Below are 23,739 nucleotides of genomic sequence, written 5' to 3' on the forward strand. Positions count from 1 at the left end.
TCGCAGTTCATGGACATCGACGCGCCCCTGCCACTGCTTGGCGGCCTCAGCCCCGCCCGCTTCATGCAACGCCACTGGCAGCGCAAGCCGCTGCTGGTGCGCGGCGCGATCCCCGGCATCGCTCCCTTGCTCGACCGCGACGCGATCCGCGCACTCGCTGCGCGCGACGATGTCGAGTCACGGATCGTGGAACACGGGGAAGCCGATGCGTGGAAGCTGCGCCGTGGCCCGTTCGGCCCGCGCGGGTTGCCCGCGTTCTCGCGGCCGCGCTGGACGGTGCTGCTCCAGGGGCTGGACCTGCACCTCGACACCGCGCACGCACTGCTGCGGCAGTTCCGCTTCATTCCCGATGCGCGGCTCGACGACGTGATGGTCAGCCACGCGACGGATGGCGGCGGCGTCGGGCCGCACTTCGACAGCTACGACGTGTTCCTGCTCCAGGTGCAGGGGCAGCGCCGCTGGCGCTGGGGCCGGCAGCGCGACCTGCAATTGCGCGAGGACGTGCCGCTGAAGATCCTCGAGCGCTTCGAACCCGAGCACGAAGCCGTGCTCGAGCCCGGCGACATGCTGTACCTGCCGCCACGTTATGCGCACGACGGCGTCGCGGAAGGCGAGTGCCAGACCTGCTCGATCGGTTTCCGCGCGCCGGCGCGCGCCGAGCTCGCGCGCGAGCTGCTGCAGCGCATCGCCGACCATGCGGAAGACGATGAGCCGCGGCTGTATGCGGATGCGGGCCAGCCCGCGCTCGCGCGATCGGCGCAGGTGCCGGCGGCGCTGCAGGCGTTCGCCGTCGATGCCGTGCGGCGCGCGCTGGACGAGCCGGGCGCGCTCGAGCAAAGCCTGGGCGAGACGCTCACCGAGCCGAAGGCCAACGTCGTGTTCACGGGCGGCCGTGCACCGCGGCGCGGGCAGGGCATCGTGCTGGACCGCCGAACGCGCATGCTGTACGACGACCGGCACGTCTTCGTCAACGGCGAGAGCTGGCGCGCAGGCGGCGCCGATGCGCGGCTGATGCGCAAGCTCGCGGACGACCGCGGCCTGTCGGCAGCCGACCTCGCGCGTGCCAGCGACGACGCGCGCGAGTTGCTCGCGTCCTGGTGCGAAGCAGGCTGGGCCCATGGAGGAGGAGAGCGATGACCGAGAACGTGCAAGCCCTGCCGCAAGGCCGGTTCGAAGGACGCGAGGCATTCCGCCAGCTCGTGCGCGGAGCGCTGGCGCGCGCCGCGGCCGAAGGCTGGCGCGAACTGATCCTGAGCGATCCCGGCTTCACGGACTGGCCGCTCGGTGAACGGGCCGTCGTGCAGTCGCTCAACGACTGGTCGGCGTCGGGGCGCAAATGCATCCTGCTGGCGCGCCGCTGGGACGGCGCGCGGCTGCTGCACGCGCGCTTCGTCACGTGGCGGCAGACCTGGTCGCACATCATCGAGGCGCGCGCCTGTCCCGCTGCCGACGAGCTGGAAGTGCCCAGCGCGATCTGGAGTCCGGGGTGGGTGATGCACCGGCTCGATCCCGATCGCAGCAACGGCGTGAGCGGCAGCGAGCCCGAGCGGCGAGTCGCGGTGCGCGAGTTGCTGGACGAGTGGTTGCAGAAGAGTTCGCCTGGGTTCCCGGCCTCGACGCTGGGTCTCTGACCGCTTTTTTGTGTCGCTGGAACCCGGGCAAACCACTATAATTTTCGGCTGAGCAGAGGAAAGCTCGAGTCCGCCTGTTCAGCCACGCAACCTCACGGGAGCGCGGCGTTTTCCTAGAAATGTCTCACTCCTAAGAGGAACCCTGAAATGAAGAAATCGCTCGTCCTGGCGTCGCTGATGGCCGCCATGGCTCTGGCCGCTTGCAGCAAGACCGAAGCCCCCGCTCCCGCTCCCGCGCCGGCTCCCGCCGCTGCCCCGGCGCCGGCTCCCGAGCCGGCCCCTGCTGCTGCGGACGCCGCGTCTGCTGCTGCTTCCAGCGCCGCAACTGCTGCTTCCGCTTCGGCCACCGCCGCTTCGGCCGCCGCTGCGACCGCTGCCCCGGCTGCTTCCGCCGCCAGCAAGTAAGCTGCTTGGCGCAAACAAGAAAGCCGCCCTCGGGCGGCTTTTTTTGCGCGTCGTCATCCCGCGGAGGCGGGGATCCATCGCTTCCAGGAATCACGCGGTCAGCCAGTCGCTGCCGCTCGCGCCATCGGCGACGTGGATGTCGACCGAGTCGCCCAAGGCATCGACCAGTGCTGCGCGTGCGAGGTCCGGATGGTTGTTCTGCTCGGACAGGTGCGCGGCCACCACCTGCCGCAGGCCGTGCGGACGGATCGACATCGCGATCGCGGCTGCGTCGTCGTTCGCCAGGTGGCCCCAGTCACCGCCCACGCGCCGCTTGAGGGGCCAGGGGTAGGGCCCTTTCTCCAGCATCTCGCGGTCGTGGTTGCACTCGAGCAGCAGCGTCGCGCAGCCCGCCAGCGAGTCGCGCACATGCTGCGTTGCGTGGCCCAGGTCGGTGAGCACGCCGAAGGTGACGCCGCCGTCGGTGACGGTCAGCTGCAGCGGCTCGCGCGCGTCGTGCGGCACCGTGAAGGGCCGCAGCCGCAGCCCGCGAACGTCGATCGCCTGGCCGTCGCAGGCCAGCCGCAGCAGGCCGTCGAAGTCCGGTCGGCCGATGGCGATCCACGTGCCTTCGCTCATCCAGACCGGGATGCGCTCGCGCAGCGCGATGCTGCGCGCGCAACCGATGTGGTCGCCGTGTTCGTGGGTGATGAAGATGGCGTCGACCTGCTCGGCCAGCATGCCGGCGCGGCCGAGCCGCTTGTGCAACTCGCGCACGCCCAGGCCGCAATCGACCAGCACGTGCGTCATGCCGCCGTCGCCCGTGGCCTGCACCACCGTCGCATTGCCGGTGCTGCCGGAGCCCAGGCTCTTGAATCTGATCACCGCCGGAGGCTCACAAGGACAAGGCGCGGGGAACCGCGCGCCTTGTTGTCCTCTTATTTCAGGTCGTCGGCGATGACCTGCACGATGCGCTTGGCATCTTCCGAGGTCTCGGGCGCGCCCTGGGTGTTCAGCACGCCGACCGTGGTCGCCTCGCCTTGCGACTTCACGCTGATGCGATAGCGCTGCGGCGCATTGGCGCTGTCGCGGCCGAACAGGCGTGCGAAGAAGCCGGGCTTGTCCTTGTCCGGGTTCGGCGGCACGTAGCGCACGTAGTACGTGCCGTTGCCGCGATCGCGGTCCTCGACGGTGAAGCCCGTGCGGTCCAGTGCCAGGCCGACGCGGCGCCAGGCGCGGTCGAAGCCTTCGTCGATCTGCACCACCGGCTGCGTGCCGACTGTGGCCACGCGCGAGGTCGGCTTGGTCGTGCCGGAGGCGACGAGTGCCTTCGCCTGCTCCTGCGGCACGCCGAGGCGCATCATCAGGCGGCGCAGGAATTCGGCTTCCAGCTCCGGATCGGCCGGGCGGGGCTGCCACACGGTCTGGTCCTTCTGAGTGCTGGCATAGACCTCCTGCATGCCGCGGTGCGAGATGTAGATCTCGGTGCCGCCGTTGGCGGTGCGCTCCAGGCGCGTGCGGAAGCGGTCGCGCTCGGCGGTGGAGTAGGCCGAGTCGATGACCTTGCCCAGCGTGTTGCGGATGAAGTCCTGCGGGATCTTGGCGCGGTTCTCGGCCCAGTCGGTCTCCATGATGCCCAGCGTGGGCTGGTCGGTGGAGAGCACGAAGCCGTTCTCGGTCCAGAACTCGCGCACCGGGCCGTACAGCTGGTCGGCCGGGCGGTTGACCACCAGCCAGCGCTGCGTGCCGGCGCGCTCGATGCGCACGTCGCCGACGGCCATCGTGGCGGCCGGCATGTTGGGCGCCGACTGGCCGATGTTGTACTGGCTGGCCGTCACGGCGCCGCCGCCGGGCACCGTGTAGCGGCTGTCGCGCGACAGCTGCGTCAGGTCGGGCGGCACCTCCAGCGACGAGCCCTTCTTGGCGCTCTTGTAGTCGATCTTGTCGCCCTCGAACACCGAGCAGGCCGCCAGCGCCGCGCAGGCCACCGCCAGCACGCCGAGTCTTGCAAATCGCATCACGTCTTTCCGTCCTTCCGAGTTCGGGATCACGCCAGCACGCCGGCGGCGCGCAGGGCCCCTTCGACCTGCGCATGGAATTGGGGGGCCAGCGGCGTCATCGGCAGCCGCAGGGCCGGGCCGCACAGGCCCATCTTCGCCATCGCCCACTTCACCGCGATCGGGTTCGTCTCGGCGAACAGATGGCGGTGCAGCGGCATCAGCCGCATCTGGATGTCCATCGCGCGCTTCGCGTCGCCCGCGACCGCGGCCACGCACATCTCGTGCATCGCGCGCGGCGCCACGTTGGCGGTGACGCTCACGTTGCCCTGGCCGCCGCACAGCATCAGCGCCACGGCGGTCGGGTCGTCCCCGGAGTAGATGGCGAACGAGCGCGGCACTTCCTTGATCAGCCACTGCGCGCGCTCGATGTTGCCCGTCGCTTCCTTGATGCCGACGATGCCGGGCACTTCGGCCAGGCGCAGCACGGTGTCGTGCTGCAGGTCCGCGACCGTGCGGCCGGGCACGTTGTACAGGACCATCGGCAGGTCGCCCACTTCATCGGCGATCGCCTTGAAGTGGCGGAACTGGCCTTCCTGCGTGGGCTTGTTGTAGTACGGCACCACCTGCAGCTGGCAGTCGGCGCCGACCTTCTTCGCGAACTTGGCCAGTTCCACCGCCTCGCGCGTGGAATTGGCGCCGCAGCCGGCCATGATGGGGCGGCGGCCCGCCGCCTGCTCCACGCTGACGCGGATGATCTCGCGGTGCTCCTCCACCGACACGGTGGGCGATTCGCCGGTCGTGCCGACGACGCCGATGCAGTCGGTGCCTTCGGCGATGTGCCAGTCGATCAGCCGGCGAAGGGCAGGGTAGTCGACGCTGCCGTCGTCGAGCATCGGCGTGGCCAGGGCCACGATGCTGCCGGTGATGGGGGTCATGGGCGGGCGGATTGCAAAGCGAAGATTCTACTCAGAGCGGGTACCTGGCCCGACCGTGCCCAGCCGGCTCTCGCACGGCCGCGACACGCTGCACGAAGCGCGGCGGGTCCTCGAGGAACCCGTCCTCGTACGCGACGACGCGCAGCCCCGCGCACGCGGCCAGCAGTTCGCCCGGGCGCAGCAGGAAGTCCGGCCGCGAGGGCTTGCCGACGGTCTCGTTGCCGTCGGCGAAGGTTTCGTAGAGCAGCACGCCGCCTCCGGCCACGCTGGCGGCGATCGTGGGCAGCAGGGACCGCCAGAGATAGTTGGTCACGACGACCGCGCCGAAGGTCTCGCCGGCCAGCGGCCACGGCCCGTTCTCGATGTCGGCTTCGATCGCGCGGCCCAGGCCTCGAACGGCCGCGATGGCGGCCGGGTCGCGGTCGATGCCGGTGACCGGATGGCCGCGGCCCGCGAACCAGCGCATGTGGCGGCCTGGGCCGCAGGCGACGTCGAGCACCGGCGCGCCTGCAGGCACGAGGTGAGTCCAGCGCCGCACCCAGGGGGACGGCTCGCCTGCGCCGTGCACGGTCACTTCGTGTCCTTGGCCAGCGCCGCCACGGCCATGCGGTCGACGACGCCCGGCGCCAGGAGCTTGAGGTACCGCCCGAGCTTGCCGCGCGCGGTCATCACCACCTCGCGGGCGCGATCGTCCATGCCTTCGCGGATGAGGCGAGCGCATTCCTCGACGGACATGGCGTTGGCCTCGTCCAGCCCGCTCTTGCCGGCGGCGCGGCCCCGGGCGTTCCACCCGTGGCGGCGGATCTCGGTGGCGACCACGCCCGGGTAGGCGATGGTGACGGACACGCCCGACTCCATCAGTTCGGTGCGCAGCGCCTCGAAGAAACCGGTCATGGCGAACTTGGTCGCGCTGTACGCGGTGCGGCCCGGCACGCCGACCAGCCCGGCGAGGGACGAGACGGCGACGAGCCGCCCGCGCGACGCCTTCAGGTGCGGCAGCGCGGCGTGGGTGCACCACAGGCTGCCCCACAGGTTGACCGTCATCAGGTCCTGGTACCAGCGCAGGTCCTCGGCCGCGACTTCGTCGAAGCGGGCATGGGCGGAGATGCCGGCGTTGTTCACCAGCACGTCGATGCCGCCGAACTGGGACACCGCGCGGTCGATGAGGGCGCGGCAGTCGGCTTCGCGGGAAACGTCGGTGGGCACGGGCAGGGCGGCGGCGCCGAGCGCGTCGCACTGCGCGGCGACGTCGGCGAGCTTGTCCGCATTGCGCGCGGCCAGGACCAGCGCGCAGCCCGCGCGGCCTTCGCGCGCGAGCTGGCGCGCCAATTCGGCGCCGATGCCTTCGGAGGCACCGGTGATCACGTGGATGCGCATGAAATCAGCGGAAGCAGGCCCAGAGCTGGTCCGCGAGCATGACCATGACGGCCGGCCGTGTGTACAGGGCAAACACTGCCGCGCAGGCGGCGACGGCGCCCGACCACGCGAGGATGCGGCGCGTGCGGGTCCGCATGGAGGTCAGGCCGGCTGGGGCGCCGGCTGGCGCGCGATCGGCGCCTCGCGCACCGGCAGGTTGACCAGCGCGGCGAACACGCCCAGCGCGATCGCGATGTACCAGACGATGTCGTAGCTGCCGGTGCGGTCGTAAAGGAAGCCGCCGAGCCAGACGCCCATGAACGAGCCGACCTGGTGGCTGAAGAATACGAAGCCGCCCAGCATGGACAGGTGCGCCACGCCGAAGATCTGGGCGACGGTGGCATTGGTCGGCGGCACGGTCGACAGCCAGAGCAGGCCCATGACCGACGCGAACAGGTAGACCGACAGCGGCGACAGCGGCGCCCACAGGAAGATCGCGATGGCGATCGCGCGGGCGAAGTAGATGAAGGCCAGGATCTTGCGCTTGGCCAGCTTCTGGCCCAGCGTGCCGGCGATGTAGGTGCCGAACACGTTGAACAGGCCGATCAGCGCCAGCGCGTAGCTGGCCACCTGCGGCGACAGGCCCTTGTCCTTCAGGTAGCTGGGCATGTGCACGCCGATGAAGACGACCTGGAAGCCGCAGACGAAGTAGCCCGCCATCAGCAACTGGAAGCTGGGGTACTTGAAGGCTTCGCGCAGCGCCTGGCCGATGGTCTGCTCGCGCTTGGGCGCCGTGGCGCCGCCGAAACCGGGCTCGCGCAGGCCGAACGCCAGCGGCGCGACCAGCATGACGACGGCGGACAGCACCAGCAGCGCCTGCTGCCAGCCGACGCCGCTGATCAGGAAGCCTTCGACCGGCACCATCAGGAACTGGCCGAACGAGCCGGCCGCGGCCGCCACGCCCATCGCCCAGGATCGCTTGGCCGGGTCGATCTGCCGGCCGATGACGCCGTAGACCACCGCGTAGGTCGTGCCGGCCTGCGCCGCGCCGATCAGGACGCCGGCGGTCAGTGCAAACAGGAGGGCGTTGGGCGACAGCGCCATGCCCACCAGGCCCAGCGCATACAGGACCGCACCGCCGACCAGGACCCGGAACGCGCCGAAGCGGTCGGCCAGCATGCCCGCGAAGATGCCGAAGAAGCCCCAGGCCAGGTTCTGGATCGCCAGCGCGAACGCGAACGTCTCCCGCGTCCAGCCCTGCGCCTGCGTGATCGGCTGCAGCCAGAGCCCGAAGCCGTGGCGGATGCCCATGGACAGCGTGACGACGGCGGCGCCACAGGCAAGGACCTGGCGCATGGAAAGGCGGGCGGGCTGCATGGGGGGCGATTGTCGCGAAGTCGCGATTGCCCCTTGCAGGGCGGGACAAGGCCCTCTACTGTGATTGCATACAGCAACGGGTGGCTCCCGTGTCTACAATCCGCCGCTCATGGCTACCCGACCCTCCCCGTCTTCCGAGTACTCCGAAGGTTCGATCCGCGTGCTCAAGGGCCTCGAGCCCGTCAAGCAGCGGCCGGGCATGTACACGCGCACCGACAACCCCCTGCACGTCCTGCAGGAGGTGATCGACAACGCCGCCGACGAGGCGCTGGCCGGGCACGGCAAGCGCATCAAGGTCACGCTGCACGCGGACGGCTCCACCAGCGTCGAGGACGACGGCCGCGGCATCCCCTTCGGGCTGCACCCGGAAGAGAAGGCGCCGGTCATCGAGCTGGTCTACACCCGGCTGCACGCGGGCGGCAAGTTCGACAAGGGCAAGGGCGGCGCCTACAGCTTCTCCGGCGGCCTGCACGGCGTGGGCGTCTCGGTGACCAACGCGCTGGCCAAGCGCCTGGAAGTCACGACGCACCGTGAAGGCCAGGTCGCCACCATCGTGTTCTCGGGCGGCGACGTGGTCGAGCCGCTCAAGGTGCGCAAGGCCGTCGAGGGCGATCGCCGCTCCGGCACCACGGTGCGCGCCTGGCCGGACGCCAGGTACTTCGAATCCAGCCAGCTGCCGCTGGCCGAACTGGCGCACCTGCTGCGCAGCAAGGCGGTGCTGATGCCCGGCGTGGCCGTCTACCTGGTCAACGAGAAGACCAAGGACAGCCAGAGCTGGCAATACAAGGGCGGCCTGCGCGACTACCTGATGCAGACGCTGCCGGCCGACCCGGTGATCCCGCTGTTCGAGGGCGAGGGCTTTGCGGAGAACAACGAGACCTTCGCCGAAGGCGAGGGCGCGGCCTGGTGCGTCGCGTTCACCGAGGACGGCGCCCCGGTGCGCGAGAGCTACGTCAACCTGATCCCCACCAGCGCCGGCGGCACGCACGAAAGCGGCCTGCGCGACGGCCTGTTCAACGCGGTCAAGAGCTTCATCGAACTGCACTCGCTGCTGCCCAAGGGCGTCAAGCTGCTGCCCGAGGACGTGTTCGCCCGCGCTTCCTACGTGCTGTCGGCCAAGGTGCTGGACCCGCAGTTCCAGGGCCAGATCAAGGAACGGCTCAACTCGCGCGACGCGGTGCGGCTGGTCTCCAGCTTCGTGCGCCCGGCGCTGGAGCTGTGGCTGAACCAGCACGTCGACTACGGCAAGAAGCTGGCCGAACTGGCCATCAAGGCCGCGCAGTCGCGCCAGAAGGCCGGCCAGAAGGTCGAGAAGCGCAAGGGCTCGGGTGTCGCCGTGCTGCCGGGCAAGCTCACCGACTGCGAGAGCAAGGACCTCTCGCACAACGAGGTGTTCCTGGTCGAGGGCGACTCCGCCGGCGGCAGCGCCAAGATGGGCCGCGACAAGGAAAGCCAGGCCGTGCTGCCGCTGCGCGGCAAGGTGCTCAACACCTGGGAGGTCGAGCGCGACCGCCTGTTCGCCAACACCGAGATCCACGACATCGCGGTGGCCATCGGCGTCGACCCGCACGGGCCGAACGACGAGGTCGACCTGTCCGGCCTGCGCTACGGCAAGGTGTGCATCCTGTCCGATGCCGACGTCGACGGCTCGCACATCCAGGTGCTGCTGCTGACGCTGTTCTTCCGCCACTTCCCGAAGCTGATCGACGCCGGCCACGTGTACGTCGCGCGGCCGCCGCTGTTCCGCGTCGACACGCCGGCGCGTGGCAAGAAGCCGGCCAGCAAGGAGTACGCGCTGGACGACGGCGAGCTGACCCACATCCTGGACAAGCTGCGCAAGGAAGGCGTCAAGGAAGGCGCCTGGACCATCAGCCGCTTCAAGGGCCTGGGCGAGATGAGCGCCGAGCAGCTGTGGGAGACCACGCTGAATCCCGATACGCGCCGGCTACTGCCGGTGAAGCTGGGCAAGTACGACTTCGGCGGCACCGAGCAGCTGATCGCCAAGCTGATGGGCAAGGGCGAGGCCGCCGCGCGCCGCGAGCTGATGGAACTGCACGGCAACGACGTCGAGATCGACGTCTGAGGCACCCATGACGATGCAGCCCGCGATCCCCGCGCAGACCGGCAAGTCGCCGGCGCGGGTGCGGCTGCGTCCGACCATGCAGAGCGACATCGACTTCGTGCTGACGCTCGAACGCGATCCCGCCAACCTGCCGTTCATCACGCCCTGGGAGCGCACGCAGCACGAAGCGGCGATCCGCTTCCCGGACTTTCGCCACTTCGTCATCGAAGGCGGCCGAGACTTCGAGCAGGCCGGCTTCCTGATCCTGATCGGCTGCCGCAGCCCGCACCAGGCGATCGAACTGAAGCGCCTCGTCGTGCGCGACAAGGGGCAGGGCGTCGGCCGCGCCGCGCTGCGCGTGGCCAAGCGGCTCGCCTTCGACGACCTCGGCGCGCACCGCTTCTGGCTCGACGTGCGCACGCACAACATCCGCGCGCTGGGGCTGTACGACACCGAAGGCTTCGTGCGCGAAGGCACGCTGCGCGAATGCGTGCAAGGTGCGCAAGGCCGCTTCGATTCGCTCGCGGTGATGTCGCTGCTGAAGCACGAGTTCGACAGCCGGCGCAAGCTGGGGCTGGAGTTGCCGCGATGAAGCCCAGCTCCGTTATTCCCGCGAAGGCGGGAATCCATCGCTTCCTCCGGCGCTGCATGGAAGCGATGGGTTCCCGCCTACGCGGGAACGACGGATTCCTGGCATTGCTCGCAACGGCATGCCTGATCTGCACCCCCGCCCACGCCGACGTCTGGGGCTACGTCGACGCCAAGGGCGTCGCGCACTTCGCCAGCGAGAAGGTCGACGAGCGCTACGAGCTGTTCTACCGCGGCGGCGAGAGCTTCGACACCAATGACGGCGTCGCCCAGAAGACGCCGCGGCCGGTGACGGTGCCCACCTCCAGCGCCGCGCGGCTGATCGCGTACTTCGAGGTCGCGCCCGGCTACAGGCAGGTCAAGCACCACCTGAAGGCAGCGTCGAAGGCGCAGAACATCGACTACGAGCTGCTGCAGGCGGTGATCGCCACCGAATCCGGCTTCGATGCGGCGGCCGTCTCGCCCAAGGGCGCCATTGGCCTGATGCAGGTGATGCCCGCCACCGCGCAGCGCTGGGGCGTGCAGGGCAGCGCGAAGCAGCCGGTCGAGCAGCGCCTGGCCGAGCCCGCCACCAACATCCGCACCGGCTCGCGCCACCTGCGCTACCTGCTGGACCTGTACCCGGGCAACGTCGAACTCGCGCTGGCCGCGTACAACGCCGGCGAAGGCGCCGTGCAGCGCGCCGGCAACCGCATCCCCAACTACCCCGAGACGCAGAACTACGTGCGCACCGTGCTGCAGCTGTACACGATGCTCAAGCCGCCCGAGATGAAGGGCAAGCCGCGCCGAGTGCGCGTCGAGATGGCGGGCGCCCCCATCGGCAGTGCGCGCCGCAACCTGCCCGACCCGGCCGACCTGGCCCGCATGCCGGACCCGGCCGACCTCCAGTGAAGCCCGCGCGCGGGCACCGGCCCGCGCGACGACGGCAACGACGAGAACCATGGACGAAGAAGAACTGATCACCAGCGCCGACGGCGGCGACGACACGCAGCTGGACCTGGGCACGTACGCCCAGCGCGCGTATCTCGAATACGCGCTCAGCGTCGTCAAGGGCCGCGCGCTGCCCGACGTGGCCGACGGCCAGAAGCCGGTGCAGCGGCGCATCCTGTATTCGATGTACCGCATGGGCCTGGGCTTCGGCGCCGGCAATGCGGGCGCCAAGCCGGTCAAGAGCGCGCGCGTCGTCGGCGATGTGCTGGGCCGCTTCCACCCGCACGGCGACCAGGCGGCGTACGACGCCCTGGTGCGCATGGCGCAGGACTTCAGCCAGCGGTACCCGCTGATCGACGGCCAGGGCAACTTCGGCTCGCGCGACGGCGACGGCGCGGCGGCGATGCGCTACACGGAAGCGCGGCTGGCACGCATCACCAACCTGCTGCTGGACGAGATCGACGAGGGCACGGTCGACTTCGTCCCCAACTACGACGGCGCGTTCCAGGAGCCGACGCAGCTGCCCGCGCGGCTGCCGTTCACGCTGCTCAATGGCGCCAGCGGCATCGCGGTCGGCCTGGCCACCGAGATTCCGAGCCACAACCTGCGCGAGATCGCCGATGCCTGCGTGGCGCTGATCAAGGGGCCGCGCCTGTCCGACGAGGAATTGCTGCAGTTGGTGCCAGGTCCCGACTTCCCGGGCGGCGGCCAGATCATCAGCAGCGCCAGCGACATCGCCGAGGCCTATCGCACCGGCCGCGGCTCGCTGAAGGTGCGCGCGCGCTGGAAGATCGAGGACCTCGCGCGCGGCCAGTGGCAGCTGGTGGTCACCGAACTGCCGCCGGGCGTCAGCACGCAGCGCGTGCTGGAGGAGATCGAGGAACTCACCAACCCCAAGGTCAAGGCCGGCAAGAAGGCACTGCTGCAGGACCAGCTGCAACTGAAGCAGTCCATCCTGGCGGTGCTGGACACGGTGCGCGACGAATCGAGCAAGGACGCGCCGGTGCGCATCGTGTTCGAGCCCAAGACCAGCCGCATCTCGCAGGACGAGTTGGTGAAGTCGCTGCTGGCCCACACCAGCCTCGAGACCAGCGCGCCGATCAACATGACCATGATCGGGCTGGACGGCAAGCCGGTGCAGAAGTCGCTGCGCCAGATCCTCACCGAGTGGATCGAGTTCCGCCAGCGCACCATCGAGCGCCGCTCGCGGCACCGCCTGGACAAGGTGCTGGACCGCATCCACATCCTCGAGGGCCGGCAGCTGGTGCTGCTGAACATCGACGAGGTGATCGCGATCATCCGCACCAGCGACGAGCCCAAGCAGGCGCTCATCGCGCGCTTCCGGCTGTCGGACCGCCAGGCCGAAGACATCCTGGAGATCCGACTGCGCCAACTGGCGCGGCTGGAAGCGATCAAGATCGAGCAGGAACTGAAGGACCTGCGCGACGAGCAGAAGAAGCTGGAGGAAATCCTCGGCAGCCCGGCCGCGCTGCGCCGCCTGATGGTCAAGGAGATCGAGCAGGACGCCAGGCAGTTCGCCGACGCCCGCCGCACCGAGATCAAGGAAGACAAGCGCGCGGTCGCCGAGATCAAGGTGGTCGACGAGCCGGTCACCGTCGTCGTCTCGCAGAAGGGTTGGGTGCGCGCACGCCAGGGCCATGGGCACGAGGCGGGCACCTTCGCGTTCAAGTCTGGCGACGCCCTGTACGGCACCTTCGAATGCCGCACGGTCGACACGCTGCTGGCGTTCGGCAGCAACGGCCGCGTGTATTCGATTCCCGTCTCGACGCTGCCCGGCGCGCGCGGTGACGGCCAGCCGGTCACGACTTACATCGAACTCGAAGCCGGCACGCAACTCGTGCACTACTACGCGGGCGCACCGGGTGCGTGGCTGCTGCTGTCCAACACCGGCGGTTACGGCTTCCTCGCGACGGTGGAAAACATGATGTCGCGCCAGCGCGGCGGCAAGGCGTTCATCAGCTGCGGCGAAGGCGAGATGGTCTGCCGGCCGTCGCCTGCCAACGTGGCGCCGCAAGCGCCCGCCACGCACGTCGCCTGCGTGTCGTCGACGCGCCGCATCCTCACCTTCCCGATCACCGAGCTGCGCCCGCAGGAAAAGGGCGGCCGCGGCCTGATGCTGATGGACCTGGAGAAGAAGGAGACGCTGGCCGGCGCCGCCGCGTACGTGCGCAGCATCGTCATCCGCGGCACCTTCCGCGGCAAGGAACGCGACGAGACGCTGGAGATCCGGTCGCTGAACAACGCGCTCGGCAGCCGCGGCCGCAAGGGCAAGCCGGGCAACTTCACGTTCGAGCCGACCACTGTCGAACGCGTGGAGTGACGCCGTGCGCCTCGCGTTCGCCGACTCCGAGGTGGCGCGTGTCGAGGCGAACGGCGACCTCCTGCGCATCGTGTTCGCGGCGGCGGCCATCGAGCCGACACTCGCGGGCGGGGAGGGCGGCTACCTGCTGGGGCTCGCGCTGGAGTTGTCGGGTGCGCGCTGGCAGGGCGGTGCCGCCGCCTGCTTCGGCCGCTTGCGCGAAGGCTCGCTCAGCGACGCGGTGACGCGCTTCACGGCCATCGAATTGCCGTTCGACGGCGACGGTCCATGGCGCGCGGAGTTCACGTTCCATGGCGAGCGGCTCACGGTGGATGCGGCGCACGCGCGCTGCGTGCCGGACGCGGCGGCGGTGTTCCGGGCGTCTTACGCGTGCTGACTCCGAGTGCGAGTCGTCCCATCACAGAGTCGCAGTGACTTCCCACCAGCGAGCTCGACGCTCGGGCTGGCCGGTGCTTTCAATTGCTCACATGGCGGTGTGCACCAATGGCATGCTCAGCCGTTAGACGATCAGGAGGATCCTTCACGTGCCAAGTCTCGTGGTCTCGCTCGCGGGCAAGCCGCAAGCGACCTATGCCATCGGCGGCCAGTGCACCCGCATCGGCCGCTCGACTGGGAACGACATCGTGCTCGACAGCCCCACGGTGAGCAGCACGCATGCAGTGCTCCTCTTGTCGGGGTCCAGGTTGACGATCGAGGACCTTGGCAGCAGCAACGGGACCTATCTGGGATCTGAGCGGATCGAACGCGCCGATCTCGTGGATGGAAGCACGGTGTCCATCGGCGCCTACGACCTGAAGCTGGTGGCCGACCCCAAGGCCATGGCCTATGAGCCGACGCTGTTGGTGCGGTCCAGTGACCGCCCCCGCAAGGCCTACCTCCGGCGGATGGACGAAGCCCACCCCGGCGAAGCCATCGAATTGGCCAAGGTGGTCAACACGATCGGCAAGCCTGGCGAATGCATCGTCACCTTCATCCGGCGCGGCGATGAATTCGCCGTGCAATTCGCTGAGGGACCGACGCCCCTGCTCAATGGATCTGCGCTGGGCGGTCTGCCCGTGCGCCTGCGTCCTGGCGATGTGTTGGAAATGGACACAGGGCGCCTGCAGTTCCTGCTCGAGGAGCCAGGGGGGCAAACGCAGGCTCCCGATGAAATGCCGACCGTCGGAAAGGCTCCTCCCGCCCCAGGCCCGCTCTCCTGGTTGAGACGAGTCTTTCCTCGCTCGCCGGCCTGAAGGCCGGTCAACGCTCGCCGCCTGCGTGCTTCGGCGGAGGTCCGGCGGTTCGGAGATCAGCGCACCGGCAGGTGGAGTGACCGCGCGAGGTCGCGCATGCGCGCCACCTCCGCGCGCACGTACTGCTGCACTTCACTGCCCACCATCGGGAACGGCTCCAGATCGCGGGCGCGCGAGGCGCGGGCGAACTCCGGGGTCGACATGATCCGACGCAGCGTGCGGACCCATTCGTCATAGTCGTGGGCCGGGACGTCCGGGCCCATGTAGAGGCCGCGAACGGTCGGCCAGACGAGGTCGACGCCTTGCTCGCGCGCCGTGGGCACCTGCGCCAGCGGACCCGCCAGGCGATGCGGTGCGAGCACCGCGACCAGCTTCAGTTCCCCGGCGAGGAAGGCTTTCGTCGCCTCCGCGGCGTCGCCGCAGAAGACGTCCACATGGCCGGCACGCAACGCCGCGACCGCCTGGCCGCCGCCTTCGAACGACACGAATCGCATCACGCGGTGGTCCTTGCCGGCGGCCTTCACGAGCAAGGCCGCCTTGATCCAGTCCTGGCTGCCGACGGCACCGCCTGCGCCGAACACCAGGCCGGCCGGGTCGGCGCGCAGGCGCATGCGCAATGTTTCCAGCGAAGTGATCTGCGAGTTCCTGCGAACCGCCACCACGCCGTATTCGGTGCCGAGCGTCGCCAGCCAGCGCACGGCTTCGGGCGAGTGCGGCCCGAACTTGCCCTGTGCGAGATTGACGAGCGATCCGGTGGAGAAGGCGACGACCGTGCGCGGGTCGCTCCATCGTTGGGTCACGGCTCGGTCGAAGGCGACCGCGCCGATGCCACCGGGCAGGTAGCGGATCTCCACGTCCGCCGCAGCGGCTGCAGCGGACGGCAGGCGCAGCATGTCACGCAGCAACTGGCAGGTCAGGTCGAAGCCGCCTTCGGCTTTTGCCGGCACGATGCATTCGGTGCGCGGAGCCGAATGGACGGCGGCTGCCTGCAAGGAGGCGAGGACGACGAGGCATGGCACCAGCCGCATTCAGTTCTCCGGCATCGATGGGGGACGGGGCCACCACAGTGTCGCGCGCAAGCCGTGGCCCGGGCCGCCGCGTTCCAGGCGCAACGTGCCGGCGTGCCGCGTGGCGATGCCACTGGCGATCGCGAGCCCCAGGCCGGCCCCCCCGGCGCGGCCGGTGCCGCGCGCGAACCGGGTCCCGGCGCGGGCCTGGAACTCCGCAGGCAGGCCGGGGCCGGTGTCCTCGACCACCACGCTCCAGCCCAGCGCGTCCGCCGCGGCGCGCAAGGTGACACTGCCCACCGGCACGTACGCAACTGCGTTGGCCACCAGGTTGGCCAACGCCTCCCGCAGCAGTGCCGCGTCACCCCACGCCTGCAGATGCTCGGCCTCGACACCAAGATCCAGGCCCTTGTCCCGTGCCGCCGGAAGGAACTGGCGGGCCACGTCCCGCAGCAGGTCGAGCGCGTCGAACTGTGCAGGCTGCAGGTCGGCGGATTCGCTGCGCGCCAGGGCCAGCAGCTGGTTGGTGCTGCGGGTCGCGCGCTGCAGTTCCTCGCCGAGCGCCGCCAGCGTGGCGTGGACTTCGCCCGGATTCCTCTCGCGCAGCGCGAAGTCCACCTGCATCCGCAGGGTGGTGAGGTGCGTGCGCAGCTGGTGAGAAGCATCGTCCAGGAACATGCGCTGCTGCGCGCCCAGGGCCTGGGTGCGTTGCATGTGCTCGTTGATCGCCTCCACGAGCGGGCGGACGTCGCCTGGCAGATCCTCGTCGGGCAGCGGCTGCAGCTCGCCGGGTGAGCGTTGCGCGACTTCGGACGAGAGGCGGCCGAGGGGACGCAACACGAGCACGACGGCTGCCACGCACGCTGCCGTGGCCAGCACGAGGAACACGGCGCTCGCCCACGCCGCACGACGCACGAAGGTGCGACGGAACTCGTTGCGCGACTGCGTGCCTTCGGCGACCTGGATCACGAGCTTGCGCGAGGCGGAGCCCTCCGCGGGTTGATCCAGCTCGCGCGCGTAAGCCGCGACGCGCACCGGCGACCCGAAGTACGTGCCGTCGTAGAACTGGGGCACCCCGAGCTTCAGCGCCTCGGGCGGTGGGGGCAGGTCGGCGCTGCCCAATTCCACCAGGCCGTCCGCCGTGGCGACGCGGTACTGGACGGGCCCGCTCGCCGTCAGCTCGAAGAACTCGAACAGGCGGTAGGGCAGTTCCACGGAGAGCCCGCCCGACTCGGTGGAGACGTTGGCGTCGATGGACTTGAGCGCGCCGAGCAGGGATCGGTCGTACGCGGCGTCCGCGGCACGATGCACGTCCTGCGCGGTGAGGCGCAGCTCCGCCAGTGACAGGAGCATCAGTGCGGGAAGCAGCAGCAGCAGGAGCTGCTGTGCCAGCCGAAGCCGGCTAAGCCGCTTCCAGTGCATAGCCGAGGCCCCGGTAGGTCGTGATGCGCAGGCCCGGGCCATCGATGCGCTTGCGCAGGCGGTGCACGATGACCTCGACCGCCTCCGGCTGGATGTCCTTGTCGTCGGAGACGACGCGCTCCAGGATCTGCTGCTTGGACATGGGCTCGCCGGCGTGCTGCAGCAGGACGCGCAACACGGCGGCTTCGCGCGGCGACAGCGCGAGTGGCTGGCCGTCCAGTGCGAACCTGCGCAGCGCGAGGTCGTAAGCCAGCGGCCCGCAGGCCAGGCGCGCCGCGTCCACGCCCCGTGCGCGGCGCAGCAGGGCGTGCAGGCGGACCTGCAATTCCTCCAGATCGAAGGGCTTGGCCAGGAAATCGTCGGCGCCCGCGTTGAAGGCGCGCACCTTGTCGTCGAGCGCGTCACGCGCCGTGAGCACCAGCGCGGGCACGCGTGGGTCGCGGCGGCGGATGTCGGCCAGCACGTCCTGCCCGTCCCGGTCCGGCAGGCCGAGGTCCAGCACGATGACGTCGTGCTGGCCGGCGGCGGCGGCGGCCAACGCGGTGCGGCCGGTGTCGACCCACTCGACGATGATGCCGGCCGCACCGAGCGCCTTGGACAGCCAGGTGCCCAAGGCGTGTTCGTCTTCGACCAGGAGGATGCGCATGGGAGGGTGGCGAGGAACGCCGCGCCCTCCGGCGCAGCCGATCACTCGGCCTTGATTTTCGCCCGCTCGACCACCTGCTTCCAGCGCTTCTGCTCGCTGGCGATGAACTGCGCGAATTGGGCCGGGCTGCCGCCGACCGACTGCGCCGCATCCTGGTTGAGCCGCTCGAGCGCGCCTTGCGACTTCATGGCCTTCTGCGCCTCGGCCGCGAGGCGATCGATGTTCGCCTGCGCCATCGACGCGGGCGCCAGCAGCCCGTACCACTGGGTCATTTCGAAGCCGGGGAAGCCTTGCTCTGCCACCGTGGGCACGTCAGGCAGCTGCGAGAGACGCTGTGTGGAGCCGGTGGCGATGCAACGCAGCTTGCCCGCCTTGATGTGCTGGATGATGGCCGACGCGCCCACGGAAGCCGCCTGGAGGCGACCCGCCAGCAGGTCGGTGAGTTGCGGACCCGTTCCCTTGTACGGGATGTGCGCGAGCGAGATGTCGGCCGTCATCTTCAGGTACTCCATCGCCAGGTGGCCGGCGCTGCCGTTGCCGGCGGAGCCGTAGTTCAGGGCCTCCGGCTTGGCCTTCGCCAGTGCGATGAACTCCTTCAGGTCCTTGACGGGCACCGAGGGGTTCACCACGTAGAGGCTCGGGACCTTGGCCAGCAGGCTCACGGGCTTGAAGTCCTTGTTGGCGTCGTACGGAAGCTCTCGTACATGTAGGGATTCACCGCCAGCGTGCCGATGTGTCCCAGGATCACGGTGTGCTGGTCCTCGGCGCGCGCCACTTCGGCCATCGCGATGTTGCCGGAGGCGCCCGGCTTGTTGTCGACGAACACGTTCTGGCCCAGCGTCTTGGCCATCTCCGCCGCCGCCGAGCGCGCGATGATCTCGGAGCTGCCGCCGGGGGCGAACGGCACGACGAACCGGATCGGCTTCGAAGGCCAGCTCTGCGCGAAGGCATGCAGCGGCAGCAGTCCGCCGAGGGTGGAGGCGCCAGCGGCGCCGAGCAAGGTACGTCTCGTGTGGTTCATGAAGGCCTCTGGAGCCGGCCGGCCGGCCGGAGCAAGGCCACCTTACCGGCGCGCTCCTTTCAGCCCGCTTTCAATGCGCCCGCTCGAGCGCCTGCGGCATCATCCCGGGATGAGCTCCACGGTCCCGGGTCCTGACGGACTTCCTCGTTGCAGTTGGTGCGCCGGCGCGCCACCCGGCTACATCGCTTACCACGACCACGAATGGGGCTTCCCCGTGGCGGACGACCTTCGCCTGTTCGAAAAGGTCAGCCTCGAAGGATTTCAGTCGGGGTTGAGCTGGCGAACGATCCTCGACAAGCGGGAGAACTTTCGCACGGCGTTCAAGGGATTCGATTTCCGCGAGGTCGCGAACTTCGGGGAAAAGGACGTTGCGCGCCTGCTTGCAGATGCGGGCATCGTGCGCCATCGCGGCAAGATCGAAGCCGTGATCCACAACGCGAAGCGTGCGTGCGAACTGGTCGAGGAGACGGGCACGCTGGCTGCGTACTTCTGGCGGTTCGAGCCCGCTGCGGATGAAGTTGACGCACATCGCTCCGTCTCGATCTCGCGGGCTTCGCGCGACCTGTCCAAGGACCTGAAAAGGCGGGCCTGGAAATTCGTCGGCCCGACCACCATGCACGCCTTGATCCAGGCCATGGGGCTGGTGAATGACCATGCAGATGGGTGCGTGGCCCGGGAACGGGTGGAACAGGCGCGCAAGAGCTTCAGGCGTCCGTCCTTGAATTCGCCATGACGGCCGCTCCTGGCCGAGAGCAGCGCTGGAAACCAGCGTGCGCACGCGGTGCGCCGTCGAACCACACCTGGTGCGGAACTCCACTGTCAGGTGATGATCCGCCATGCGATCGACACATTCAACGATGTGCGCAATTCCGTCGCGATCGCGGCTGTCGAGCTTCCTCAGGCCGCCGCTCGGAAGTTGCGACCCAGTCGATCGCCCGTCGAGAAGTAGTGGCGAAATACGTAGAGAAGCGGCTTCCAGCGTTCCGTATTCACGTGATCCGTGGCCGGCCAGAGGATCTTTTCATGCGCGTGCGCCTGAACAACCTCAACTTCGAAGATCCGGAAACCTGGCTCGGGGTCAGCGTCAGTCGGCTTCGCAGCGTGCGACTGGAGCAACCTGCACTCAAGCTGGATCGGGCACTGCGCAATTCGCGGGGGGCGCACCTTGCTGGACGGCACTTCACTCCAGCCCGCTAACGCGAATTTGTCGCGCTCAAATCGATAACCCATAGCAGCCTTATGTGCTGGAACTTCGCGGGCTCCAGTCGTGGGGGCGATCCGTTCGAGCGCTTCGGCCGCGCTTGCATCGGGCAGATTGACTACTACCTCACCTGTCTGTACCAAGTTACTGTAGCCCTGAGAGTGCACGGAAAGCCCAAGAATGATGCGGTCTCCCAGAGCCCACGCAGATGACATCGGTGTGAGGTTCACCCAACCATCATGGTTACTGGTGCTGAGCACTGCTACAGGTGTGCCGAAGTAGAAAATCGACGGCGAAAACGATCTGGAAATGGAATGGGACATTTGTGGCGGCAGGATCTGCCCCGCAGTTTGCCGGCGTGGGTCGGGCTCAAGGTTCGTGCTGGAACGAAGCGTGCCGAACGAGCACATGCAAGGGGTGTGAACGAGCCTACGCCGTGCGGCGTCCCGCCTGCAAGCGCCTGCCCGTCATGCCGCTGCAGCATCTCAGTGAAACGCGCGCCCCCGGCCTAGGTCCGCCAATGGCCGAAAGCGGTCTTGCGAGCCGCAATGCTAAAAAGCGGAGCCTAAGGAAGCAATGAAACCACAATCAAGACTCATGAGGGCAGCATCTATGGCAGCAATGTGCCTGGTGCCAGGTCAAGCAGCCCTAAGCCAGGCAACCACGGCTCCCGCACCACCAAATTCCAGGATCGTGGAAGTCAGCCCGGCATACCTCAACGTGATTCAGGATCTCTTCAAGTTTTCGAAGCCTGCGTCGCGCGAGAAACGCTTTGTTGATCTGGAAGCGCAGTGCAGGTGCACTCTCGTTGGTGTGCTCACTGAGTCACCACATCGCATCACGTACATTTTCAGGGACGGAGAAGCGCCCACCTTGGCAATCACTTCTTGGCGGTACGACAAGGATGGCGCCAGCGTTCAATTCGCAACTTCGGCCCTCAACGACCGCATTGGGGACACCCCTGCGAGTACTGGGCTGGCAGTAGCAAGAGGGTCTCACCGCGGGCTGTGGAAGATCACATGGGTCATGGGTCCGCCAGGTGACCGTCAACAGATCGAGCTCTATTCGAAGAGTCAGGGAGAGGTGATGCACGAACTGGAGAAGGCGAGAGGCTACGCGGCAGCGGTCCAGCGTGCGTTCCGATAGTGCGGCTTTGCTGCAGGCAACGCGCAGTTACCCTCGAAGCACGTCGAGCATGCGTTGCGCGTTGGCTCGAAATGCCTGTCGGTACGGTTCGCCATCGGGGGCGCTAAGGTCGTTCAAAGTCTTTTCGAGCACTCGCTCCAGTCCTCGAGCAGCTTCTTATTGCCTTGCTCGTGCCGAAGCATGGCCGCCAGAAACACCTGCATTGCCATGACGTTGCCGGCGAGGTCGCCGATGCTCAATTGCATCTCGCACGGCGCGGCACAATCGGGTGTCCTTCTGGACCCCCATGCCCGCACCCATTGACAGCGGCCGGCGTCGCCTGCTGAAAGCTGCCGCCACCATTCCCGTTCTGCCGGCTGCCGCCGCTGCACCCATCCCGCAGATGGCCGACAGGGTCCGGCCGGGCCACCCCCACTGGCCGGCGCCCGCGGTCTGGCAACAGCTGGGCGCCCAGCTCGAAGGCGGCCTGCGGCAAGTGCGTTCCCCCTGGCCCGCCTGCCGGGCCGACGCTGCTGCGTGCGCCGACTTGTTCCAGCGGGCCAAGAACCCGTATTTCCTGGGCGACGATGTGGCGCTCACGCAGACGCTCGGCTGGGTCGACGCGTGGACCTCCTCGCCCAGCGCCTACGCCGTCGAAGCGCGAAAGACTTCGGATGTGGTCGCCGCGGTGAACTTCGCTCGCGAGCACCGGCTGCGCCTCGTCGTCAAAGGGGGCGGCCACAGCTACCAGGGAACGTCGAACGCACCCGACTCGCTTCTCGTGTGGACACGCCGCATGGATGCCGTGCAGCTGCACGAAGCATTCGTGCCTGCCAACTGCGCAGCTGCGCCGCAGCGAGCGGTCAGTGTCGGCGCGGGCGCGCTCTGGGCGCATGTCTACGACGCGGTGACGACCCGCGGCGGCGGCTACGTGCAGGGCGGCGGCTGCATGACTGTCGGCGTGGCCGGGTTGGTGCAAAGCGGCGGCTTCGGCAGCTTCTCGAAACGGTTCGGCCTCGCCGCCGGCAACCTGCTCGAGGCGGAGGTCGTCACGGCGGACGGCACGGTGCGCATCGCCAATGCCTGCACGCACCCGGACCTGTTCTGGGCGATCAAGGGCGGCGGGGGTGGCACCTTCGGCATCGTGACACGCCTGGTGCTTCGCGTGCATGAACTGCCGGAAACCTTCGGCGCAGTGAATTTCACCGTGCGCGCGGCCTCGCCCGACGCCTTCCGCAAGCTGATCCGGCTGGCGGTCGATCACTACGCGGAGCGGCTCATGAATCCCCATTGGGGCGAGCAAATCCGCATCCGGCGCGACAACGCACTGGCAGTGTCGATGGTTTTCCAGGGCCTCGGGCGCAGCGAAGCGAATGCCATCTGGCAGCCGTTCTTCGATGCAGTGGGAGCCGCGCCGAAGGACTTCTCGATCGACTTCTCGCCGCTGAAGGTCGTGTCGACGTCGGCGCGCACCTTCTGGTCACCGACGCTGCTGAAGCGGACGCTGGGCTTCATCCGGCGCGACGATCGCCCGGGCGCGCCGGAGGCCAACGTGTTCTGGCCGGGTGACCAGGGTCAGGCGGGCCAGGTCCTGCACGCCTACCAGTCGACGTGGCTCCCTGCCGTCTTGTTGCAGCAGGGAAGACGCAGCGCGCTTTGCGATGCCTTGTTCGCTGCAAGCCGGCACTGGGGAGTGTCGCTGCACTTCAACAAAGGGCTGGCCGGCGCGCCACCCGACGCAATCGATGCCGCGCGGGATACCGCGATGAACCCAGTGGCCGCCGAGGCGTTCGCGCTCGCCATCAGCGGCGCCGAAGAGCAGCCTTCCTATCCGGGCGTGGCGGGCCATGAACCCCACGTCGCCGAAGCGCGCGAGCGCAGGGAGGCGATCGGCCGTGCGCGGGACGAACTGCGCCGCGTGGCGGGCAAGGCGGGATCGTATGTCTCTGAGAGCGATTTCTTCGAGGCCGGCTGGCAGCAGGCTTTCTGGGGCGACCACTATCCCCGCCTGCTCGGTGTCAAGGCGAAGTACGACCCGTCGGGGCTGTTCTTCGTGCGCCATGGGGTCGGCAGTGTGTCATGGACGGACGACGGCTTCAGCAGGAGGCCTTCCGCAGGCCACTGATCCGTCAGTCCTGCTCCGATCGCTCTTGGCAGAGAGCGGCTATTCAGGAAGGTGCCTCTGGTACCGTACCTCCATGATCCGCGTGGAGTGCACCGCAGGAGGGCCAGGCAGTTCTGCGGAACCCGCGGTCATCTGGTTCGGCACACGGCGCGTCGAGGTGCAGGCCGTCACGGATCGATGGTTTGGCAGTGACCTCCGATGGTGGAAGGTCGAGACGAGCGACGGGAGCTACATCCTGCGGTTCGATGAATCGACCGGCTCCTGGGACCTGGCTGCAGTCGTCCGCGAATAGAGCGACTGCCTCCGGCTCTGAGTTCACCTGGACCGGGACGCGCTCGCGCGCGAGCCGCCGCGCG

Annotated in this window: 22 protein-coding genes and 1 pseudogene; 10 read left to right on the top strand and 13 right to left on the bottom strand. The window is 68.7% G+C overall.

The window, feature by feature from the left end; all coding sequences use genetic code 11:
• Positions 1-9: 9 nt before the first annotated feature.
• Complete coding sequence (locus I8E28_RS08715) at positions 10-1,137, top strand: cupin domain-containing protein (RefSeq protein ID WP_200787596.1); 1,128 nt, start codon at positions 10-12, stop codon at positions 1,135-1,137.
• Positions 1,134-1,631 (top strand): hypothetical protein, encoded by a 498-nt coding sequence (locus I8E28_RS08720; RefSeq protein ID WP_200787597.1) that lies wholly within the window; start codon positions 1,134-1,136, stop codon positions 1,629-1,631. Before I8E28_RS08715 ends, I8E28_RS08720 begins: the two co-directional genes overlap by 4 nt.
• Before the next feature lie 495 nt (positions 1,632-2,126).
• Here the strand turns inward: I8E28_RS08720 and I8E28_RS08725 are convergent, their stop codons facing one another.
• Genes I8E28_RS08725 through I8E28_RS08750 form a run of 7 tightly spaced genes read right to left on the bottom strand, consistent with a single transcriptional unit; the run spans position 2,127 to position 7,683 of the window.
• Positions 2,127-2,900: an MBL fold metallo-hydrolase gene (locus I8E28_RS08725; RefSeq protein ID WP_200787598.1), complete on the bottom strand. Its 774-nt coding sequence runs from the start codon at positions 2,898-2,900 to the stop codon at positions 2,127-2,129.
• Between the two features lie 53 nt (positions 2,901-2,953).
• Entirely contained in the window at positions 2,954-4,033 is a 1,080-nt protein-coding gene (gene bamC, locus I8E28_RS08730) for an outer membrane protein assembly factor BamC (RefSeq protein ID WP_200787599.1), read from the bottom strand.
• A 29-nt stretch (positions 4,034-4,062) separates the two neighbouring features.
• Positions 4,063-4,950 (bottom strand): 4-hydroxy-tetrahydrodipicolinate synthase, encoded by an 888-nt coding sequence (dapA, locus tag I8E28_RS08735; protein ID WP_200787600.1) that lies wholly within the window; start codon positions 4,948-4,950, stop codon positions 4,063-4,065.
• A 31-nt stretch (positions 4,951-4,981) separates the two neighbouring features.
• Positions 4,982-5,518, bottom strand: coding sequence for a methyltransferase domain-containing protein (locus tag I8E28_RS08740; protein WP_200790342.1), 537 nt, complete (start codon positions 5,516-5,518; stop codon positions 4,982-4,984).
• A 2-nt stretch (positions 5,519-5,520) separates the two neighbouring features.
• Positions 5,521-6,327: an SDR family oxidoreductase gene (locus tag I8E28_RS08745; protein ID WP_200787601.1), complete on the bottom strand. Its 807-nt coding sequence runs from the start codon at positions 6,325-6,327 to the stop codon at positions 5,521-5,523.
• A 4-nt stretch (positions 6,328-6,331) separates the two neighbouring features.
• Positions 6,332-6,463, bottom strand: coding sequence for a hypothetical protein (locus tag I8E28_RS20845; protein ID WP_275403455.1), 132 nt, complete (start codon positions 6,461-6,463; stop codon positions 6,332-6,334).
• Between the two features lie 5 nt (positions 6,464-6,468).
• Positions 6,469-7,683, bottom strand: a complete 1,215-nt coding sequence (locus tag I8E28_RS08750; RefSeq protein ID WP_200787602.1) for an MFS transporter — start codon at positions 7,681-7,683, stop codon at positions 6,469-6,471.
• A gap of 109 nt (positions 7,684-7,792) precedes the next feature.
• On the opposite strand from I8E28_RS08750, the gene I8E28_RS08755 reads away from it, so the two are divergent.
• From I8E28_RS08755 to I8E28_RS08780, 6 genes are all read left to right on the top strand, one after another.
• On the top strand, positions 7,793-9,766 hold the full coding sequence (locus I8E28_RS08755) for a DNA topoisomerase IV subunit B (RefSeq protein WP_200787603.1): 1,974 nt from the start codon (positions 7,793-7,795) through the stop codon (positions 9,764-9,766).
• A gap of 7 nt (positions 9,767-9,773) precedes the next feature.
• Complete coding sequence (locus tag I8E28_RS08760; protein ID WP_239027208.1) at positions 9,774-10,337, top strand: GNAT family N-acetyltransferase; 564 nt, start codon at positions 9,774-9,776, stop codon at positions 10,335-10,337.
• Between the two features lie 104 nt (positions 10,338-10,441).
• Positions 10,442-11,224: a transglycosylase SLT domain-containing protein gene (locus I8E28_RS08765; RefSeq protein ID WP_239027209.1), complete on the top strand. Its 783-nt coding sequence runs from the start codon at positions 10,442-10,444 to the stop codon at positions 11,222-11,224.
• A 49-nt stretch (positions 11,225-11,273) separates the two neighbouring features.
• A complete protein-coding gene (gene parC / locus I8E28_RS08770) occupies positions 11,274-13,604 on the top strand; it encodes a DNA topoisomerase IV subunit A (RefSeq protein WP_200787605.1) in 2,331 nt (776 codons plus the stop codon).
• Between the two features lie 4 nt (positions 13,605-13,608).
• Complete coding sequence (locus tag I8E28_RS08775; protein ID WP_200787606.1) at positions 13,609-13,980, top strand: hypothetical protein; 372 nt, start codon at positions 13,609-13,611, stop codon at positions 13,978-13,980.
• A gap of 148 nt (positions 13,981-14,128) precedes the next feature.
• On the top strand, positions 14,129-14,836 hold the full coding sequence (locus I8E28_RS08780) for an FHA domain-containing protein (protein ID WP_200787607.1): 708 nt from the start codon (positions 14,129-14,131) through the stop codon (positions 14,834-14,836).
• 56 nt (positions 14,837-14,892) lie between these two features.
• Here I8E28_RS08780 and I8E28_RS08785 read toward each other — a convergent pair whose 3' ends face one another.
• The 4 genes and pseudogenes from I8E28_RS08785 to I8E28_RS08800 all read right to left on the bottom strand — a co-directional run bounded on the left by I8E28_RS08785 (position 14,893) and on the right by I8E28_RS08800 (position 18,932).
• Positions 14,893-15,864, bottom strand: coding sequence for a Bug family tripartite tricarboxylate transporter substrate binding protein (locus I8E28_RS08785; RefSeq protein WP_200787608.1), 972 nt, complete (start codon positions 15,862-15,864; stop codon positions 14,893-14,895).
• Positions 15,865-17,196: a sensor histidine kinase gene (locus I8E28_RS08790; RefSeq protein WP_239027210.1), complete on the bottom strand. Its 1,332-nt coding sequence runs from the start codon at positions 17,194-17,196 to the stop codon at positions 15,865-15,867. It abuts the gene before it with no gap.
• A gap of 49 nt (positions 17,197-17,245) precedes the next feature.
• Positions 17,246-17,911 (bottom strand): response regulator, encoded by a 666-nt coding sequence (locus tag I8E28_RS08795; RefSeq protein ID WP_200787610.1) that lies wholly within the window; start codon positions 17,909-17,911, stop codon positions 17,246-17,248.
• Positions 17,912-17,952: 41 nt separating this feature from the next.
• A pseudogene (locus I8E28_RS08800) lies at positions 17,953-18,932 on the bottom strand (Bug family tripartite tricarboxylate transporter substrate binding protein).
• Positions 18,933-19,041: 109 nt separating this feature from the next.
• On the opposite strand from I8E28_RS08800, the gene I8E28_RS08805 reads away from it, so the two are divergent.
• A complete protein-coding gene (locus I8E28_RS08805; RefSeq protein ID WP_200787611.1) occupies positions 19,042-19,665 on the top strand; it encodes a DNA-3-methyladenine glycosylase I in 624 nt (207 codons plus the stop codon).
• A gap of 164 nt (positions 19,666-19,829) precedes the next feature.
• On the opposite strand, the gene I8E28_RS08810 is transcribed toward I8E28_RS08805, so the two are convergent.
• Both I8E28_RS08810 and I8E28_RS20850 read right to left on the bottom strand, forming a co-directional pair.
• Complete coding sequence (locus I8E28_RS08810; protein ID WP_200787612.1) at positions 19,830-20,543, bottom strand: flavin reductase family protein; 714 nt, start codon at positions 20,541-20,543, stop codon at positions 19,830-19,832.
• A gap of 849 nt (positions 20,544-21,392) precedes the next feature.
• Positions 21,393-21,518, bottom strand: coding sequence for a hypothetical protein (locus tag I8E28_RS20850; protein ID WP_275403456.1), 126 nt, complete (start codon positions 21,516-21,518; stop codon positions 21,393-21,395).
• Positions 21,519-21,565: 47 nt separating this feature from the next.
• Between I8E28_RS20850 and I8E28_RS08815 the strand changes: the two genes are divergently transcribed.
• The gene (locus I8E28_RS08815) at positions 21,566-23,383 is read left to right on the top strand and encodes an FAD-binding oxidoreductase (RefSeq protein WP_200787613.1); all 1,818 of its coding nucleotides are present in this window, start codon (positions 21,566-21,568) and stop codon (positions 23,381-23,383) included.
• The last annotated feature ends 356 nt before the right edge of the window (positions 23,384-23,739 follow it).

It is taken from the genome of Ramlibacter algicola, from assembly GCF_016641735.1.
Classification (GTDB): Bacteria; Pseudomonadota; Gammaproteobacteria; order Burkholderiales; family Burkholderiaceae_C; genus Ramlibacter; species Ramlibacter algicola.

Excerpts from the sequence above, each read along its gene's own strand:
- I8E28_RS08715 (WP_200787596.1), top strand. The coding sequence starts at position 10 with ATGGACATCGACGCGCCCCTGCCACTGCTTGGCGGCCTCAGCCCCGCC.
- I8E28_RS08720 (WP_200787597.1), top strand. The coding sequence starts at position 1,134 with ATGACCGAGAACGTGCAAGCCCTGCCGCAAGGCCGGTTCGAAGGACGC.
- bamC (WP_200787599.1), bottom strand. The coding sequence starts at position 4,033 with ATGCGATTTGCAAGACTCGGCGTGCTGGCGGTGGCCTGCGCGGCGCTG.
- dapA (WP_200787600.1), bottom strand. The coding sequence starts at position 4,950 with ATGACCCCCATCACCGGCAGCATCGTGGCCCTGGCCACGCCGATGCTC.
- I8E28_RS08745 (WP_200787601.1), bottom strand. The coding sequence starts at position 6,327 with ATGCGCATCCACGTGATCACCGGTGCCTCCGAAGGCATCGGCGCCGAA.
- I8E28_RS20845 (WP_275403455.1), bottom strand. The coding sequence starts at position 6,463 with ATGCGGACCCGCACGCGCCGCATCCTCGCGTGGTCGGGCGCCGTCGCC.
- I8E28_RS08750 (WP_200787602.1), bottom strand. The coding sequence starts at position 7,683 with ATGCAGCCCGCCCGCCTTTCCATGCGCCAGGTCCTTGCCTGTGGCGCC.
- I8E28_RS08755 (WP_200787603.1), top strand. The coding sequence starts at position 7,793 with ATGGCTACCCGACCCTCCCCGTCTTCCGAGTACTCCGAAGGTTCGATC.
- I8E28_RS08760 (WP_239027208.1), top strand. The coding sequence starts at position 9,774 with ATGACGATGCAGCCCGCGATCCCCGCGCAGACCGGCAAGTCGCCGGCG.
- parC (WP_200787605.1), top strand. The coding sequence starts at position 11,274 with ATGGACGAAGAAGAACTGATCACCAGCGCCGACGGCGGCGACGACACG.
- I8E28_RS08785 (WP_200787608.1), bottom strand. The coding sequence starts at position 15,864 with ATGCGGCTGGTGCCATGCCTCGTCGTCCTCGCCTCCTTGCAGGCAGCC.
- I8E28_RS08790 (WP_239027210.1), bottom strand. The coding sequence starts at position 17,196 with ATGCTCCTGTCACTGGCGGAGCTGCGCCTCACCGCGCAGGACGTGCAT.
- I8E28_RS08795 (WP_200787610.1), bottom strand. The coding sequence starts at position 17,911 with ATGCGCATCCTCCTGGTCGAAGACGAACACGCCTTGGGCACCTGGCTG.
- I8E28_RS08805 (WP_200787611.1), top strand. The coding sequence starts at position 19,042 with ATGAGCTCCACGGTCCCGGGTCCTGACGGACTTCCTCGTTGCAGTTGG.
- I8E28_RS08810 (WP_200787612.1), bottom strand. The coding sequence starts at position 20,543 with ATGTGCTCGTTCGGCACGCTTCGTTCCAGCACGAACCTTGAGCCCGAC.
- I8E28_RS08815 (WP_200787613.1), top strand. The coding sequence starts at position 21,566 with ATGCCCGCACCCATTGACAGCGGCCGGCGTCGCCTGCTGAAAGCTGCC.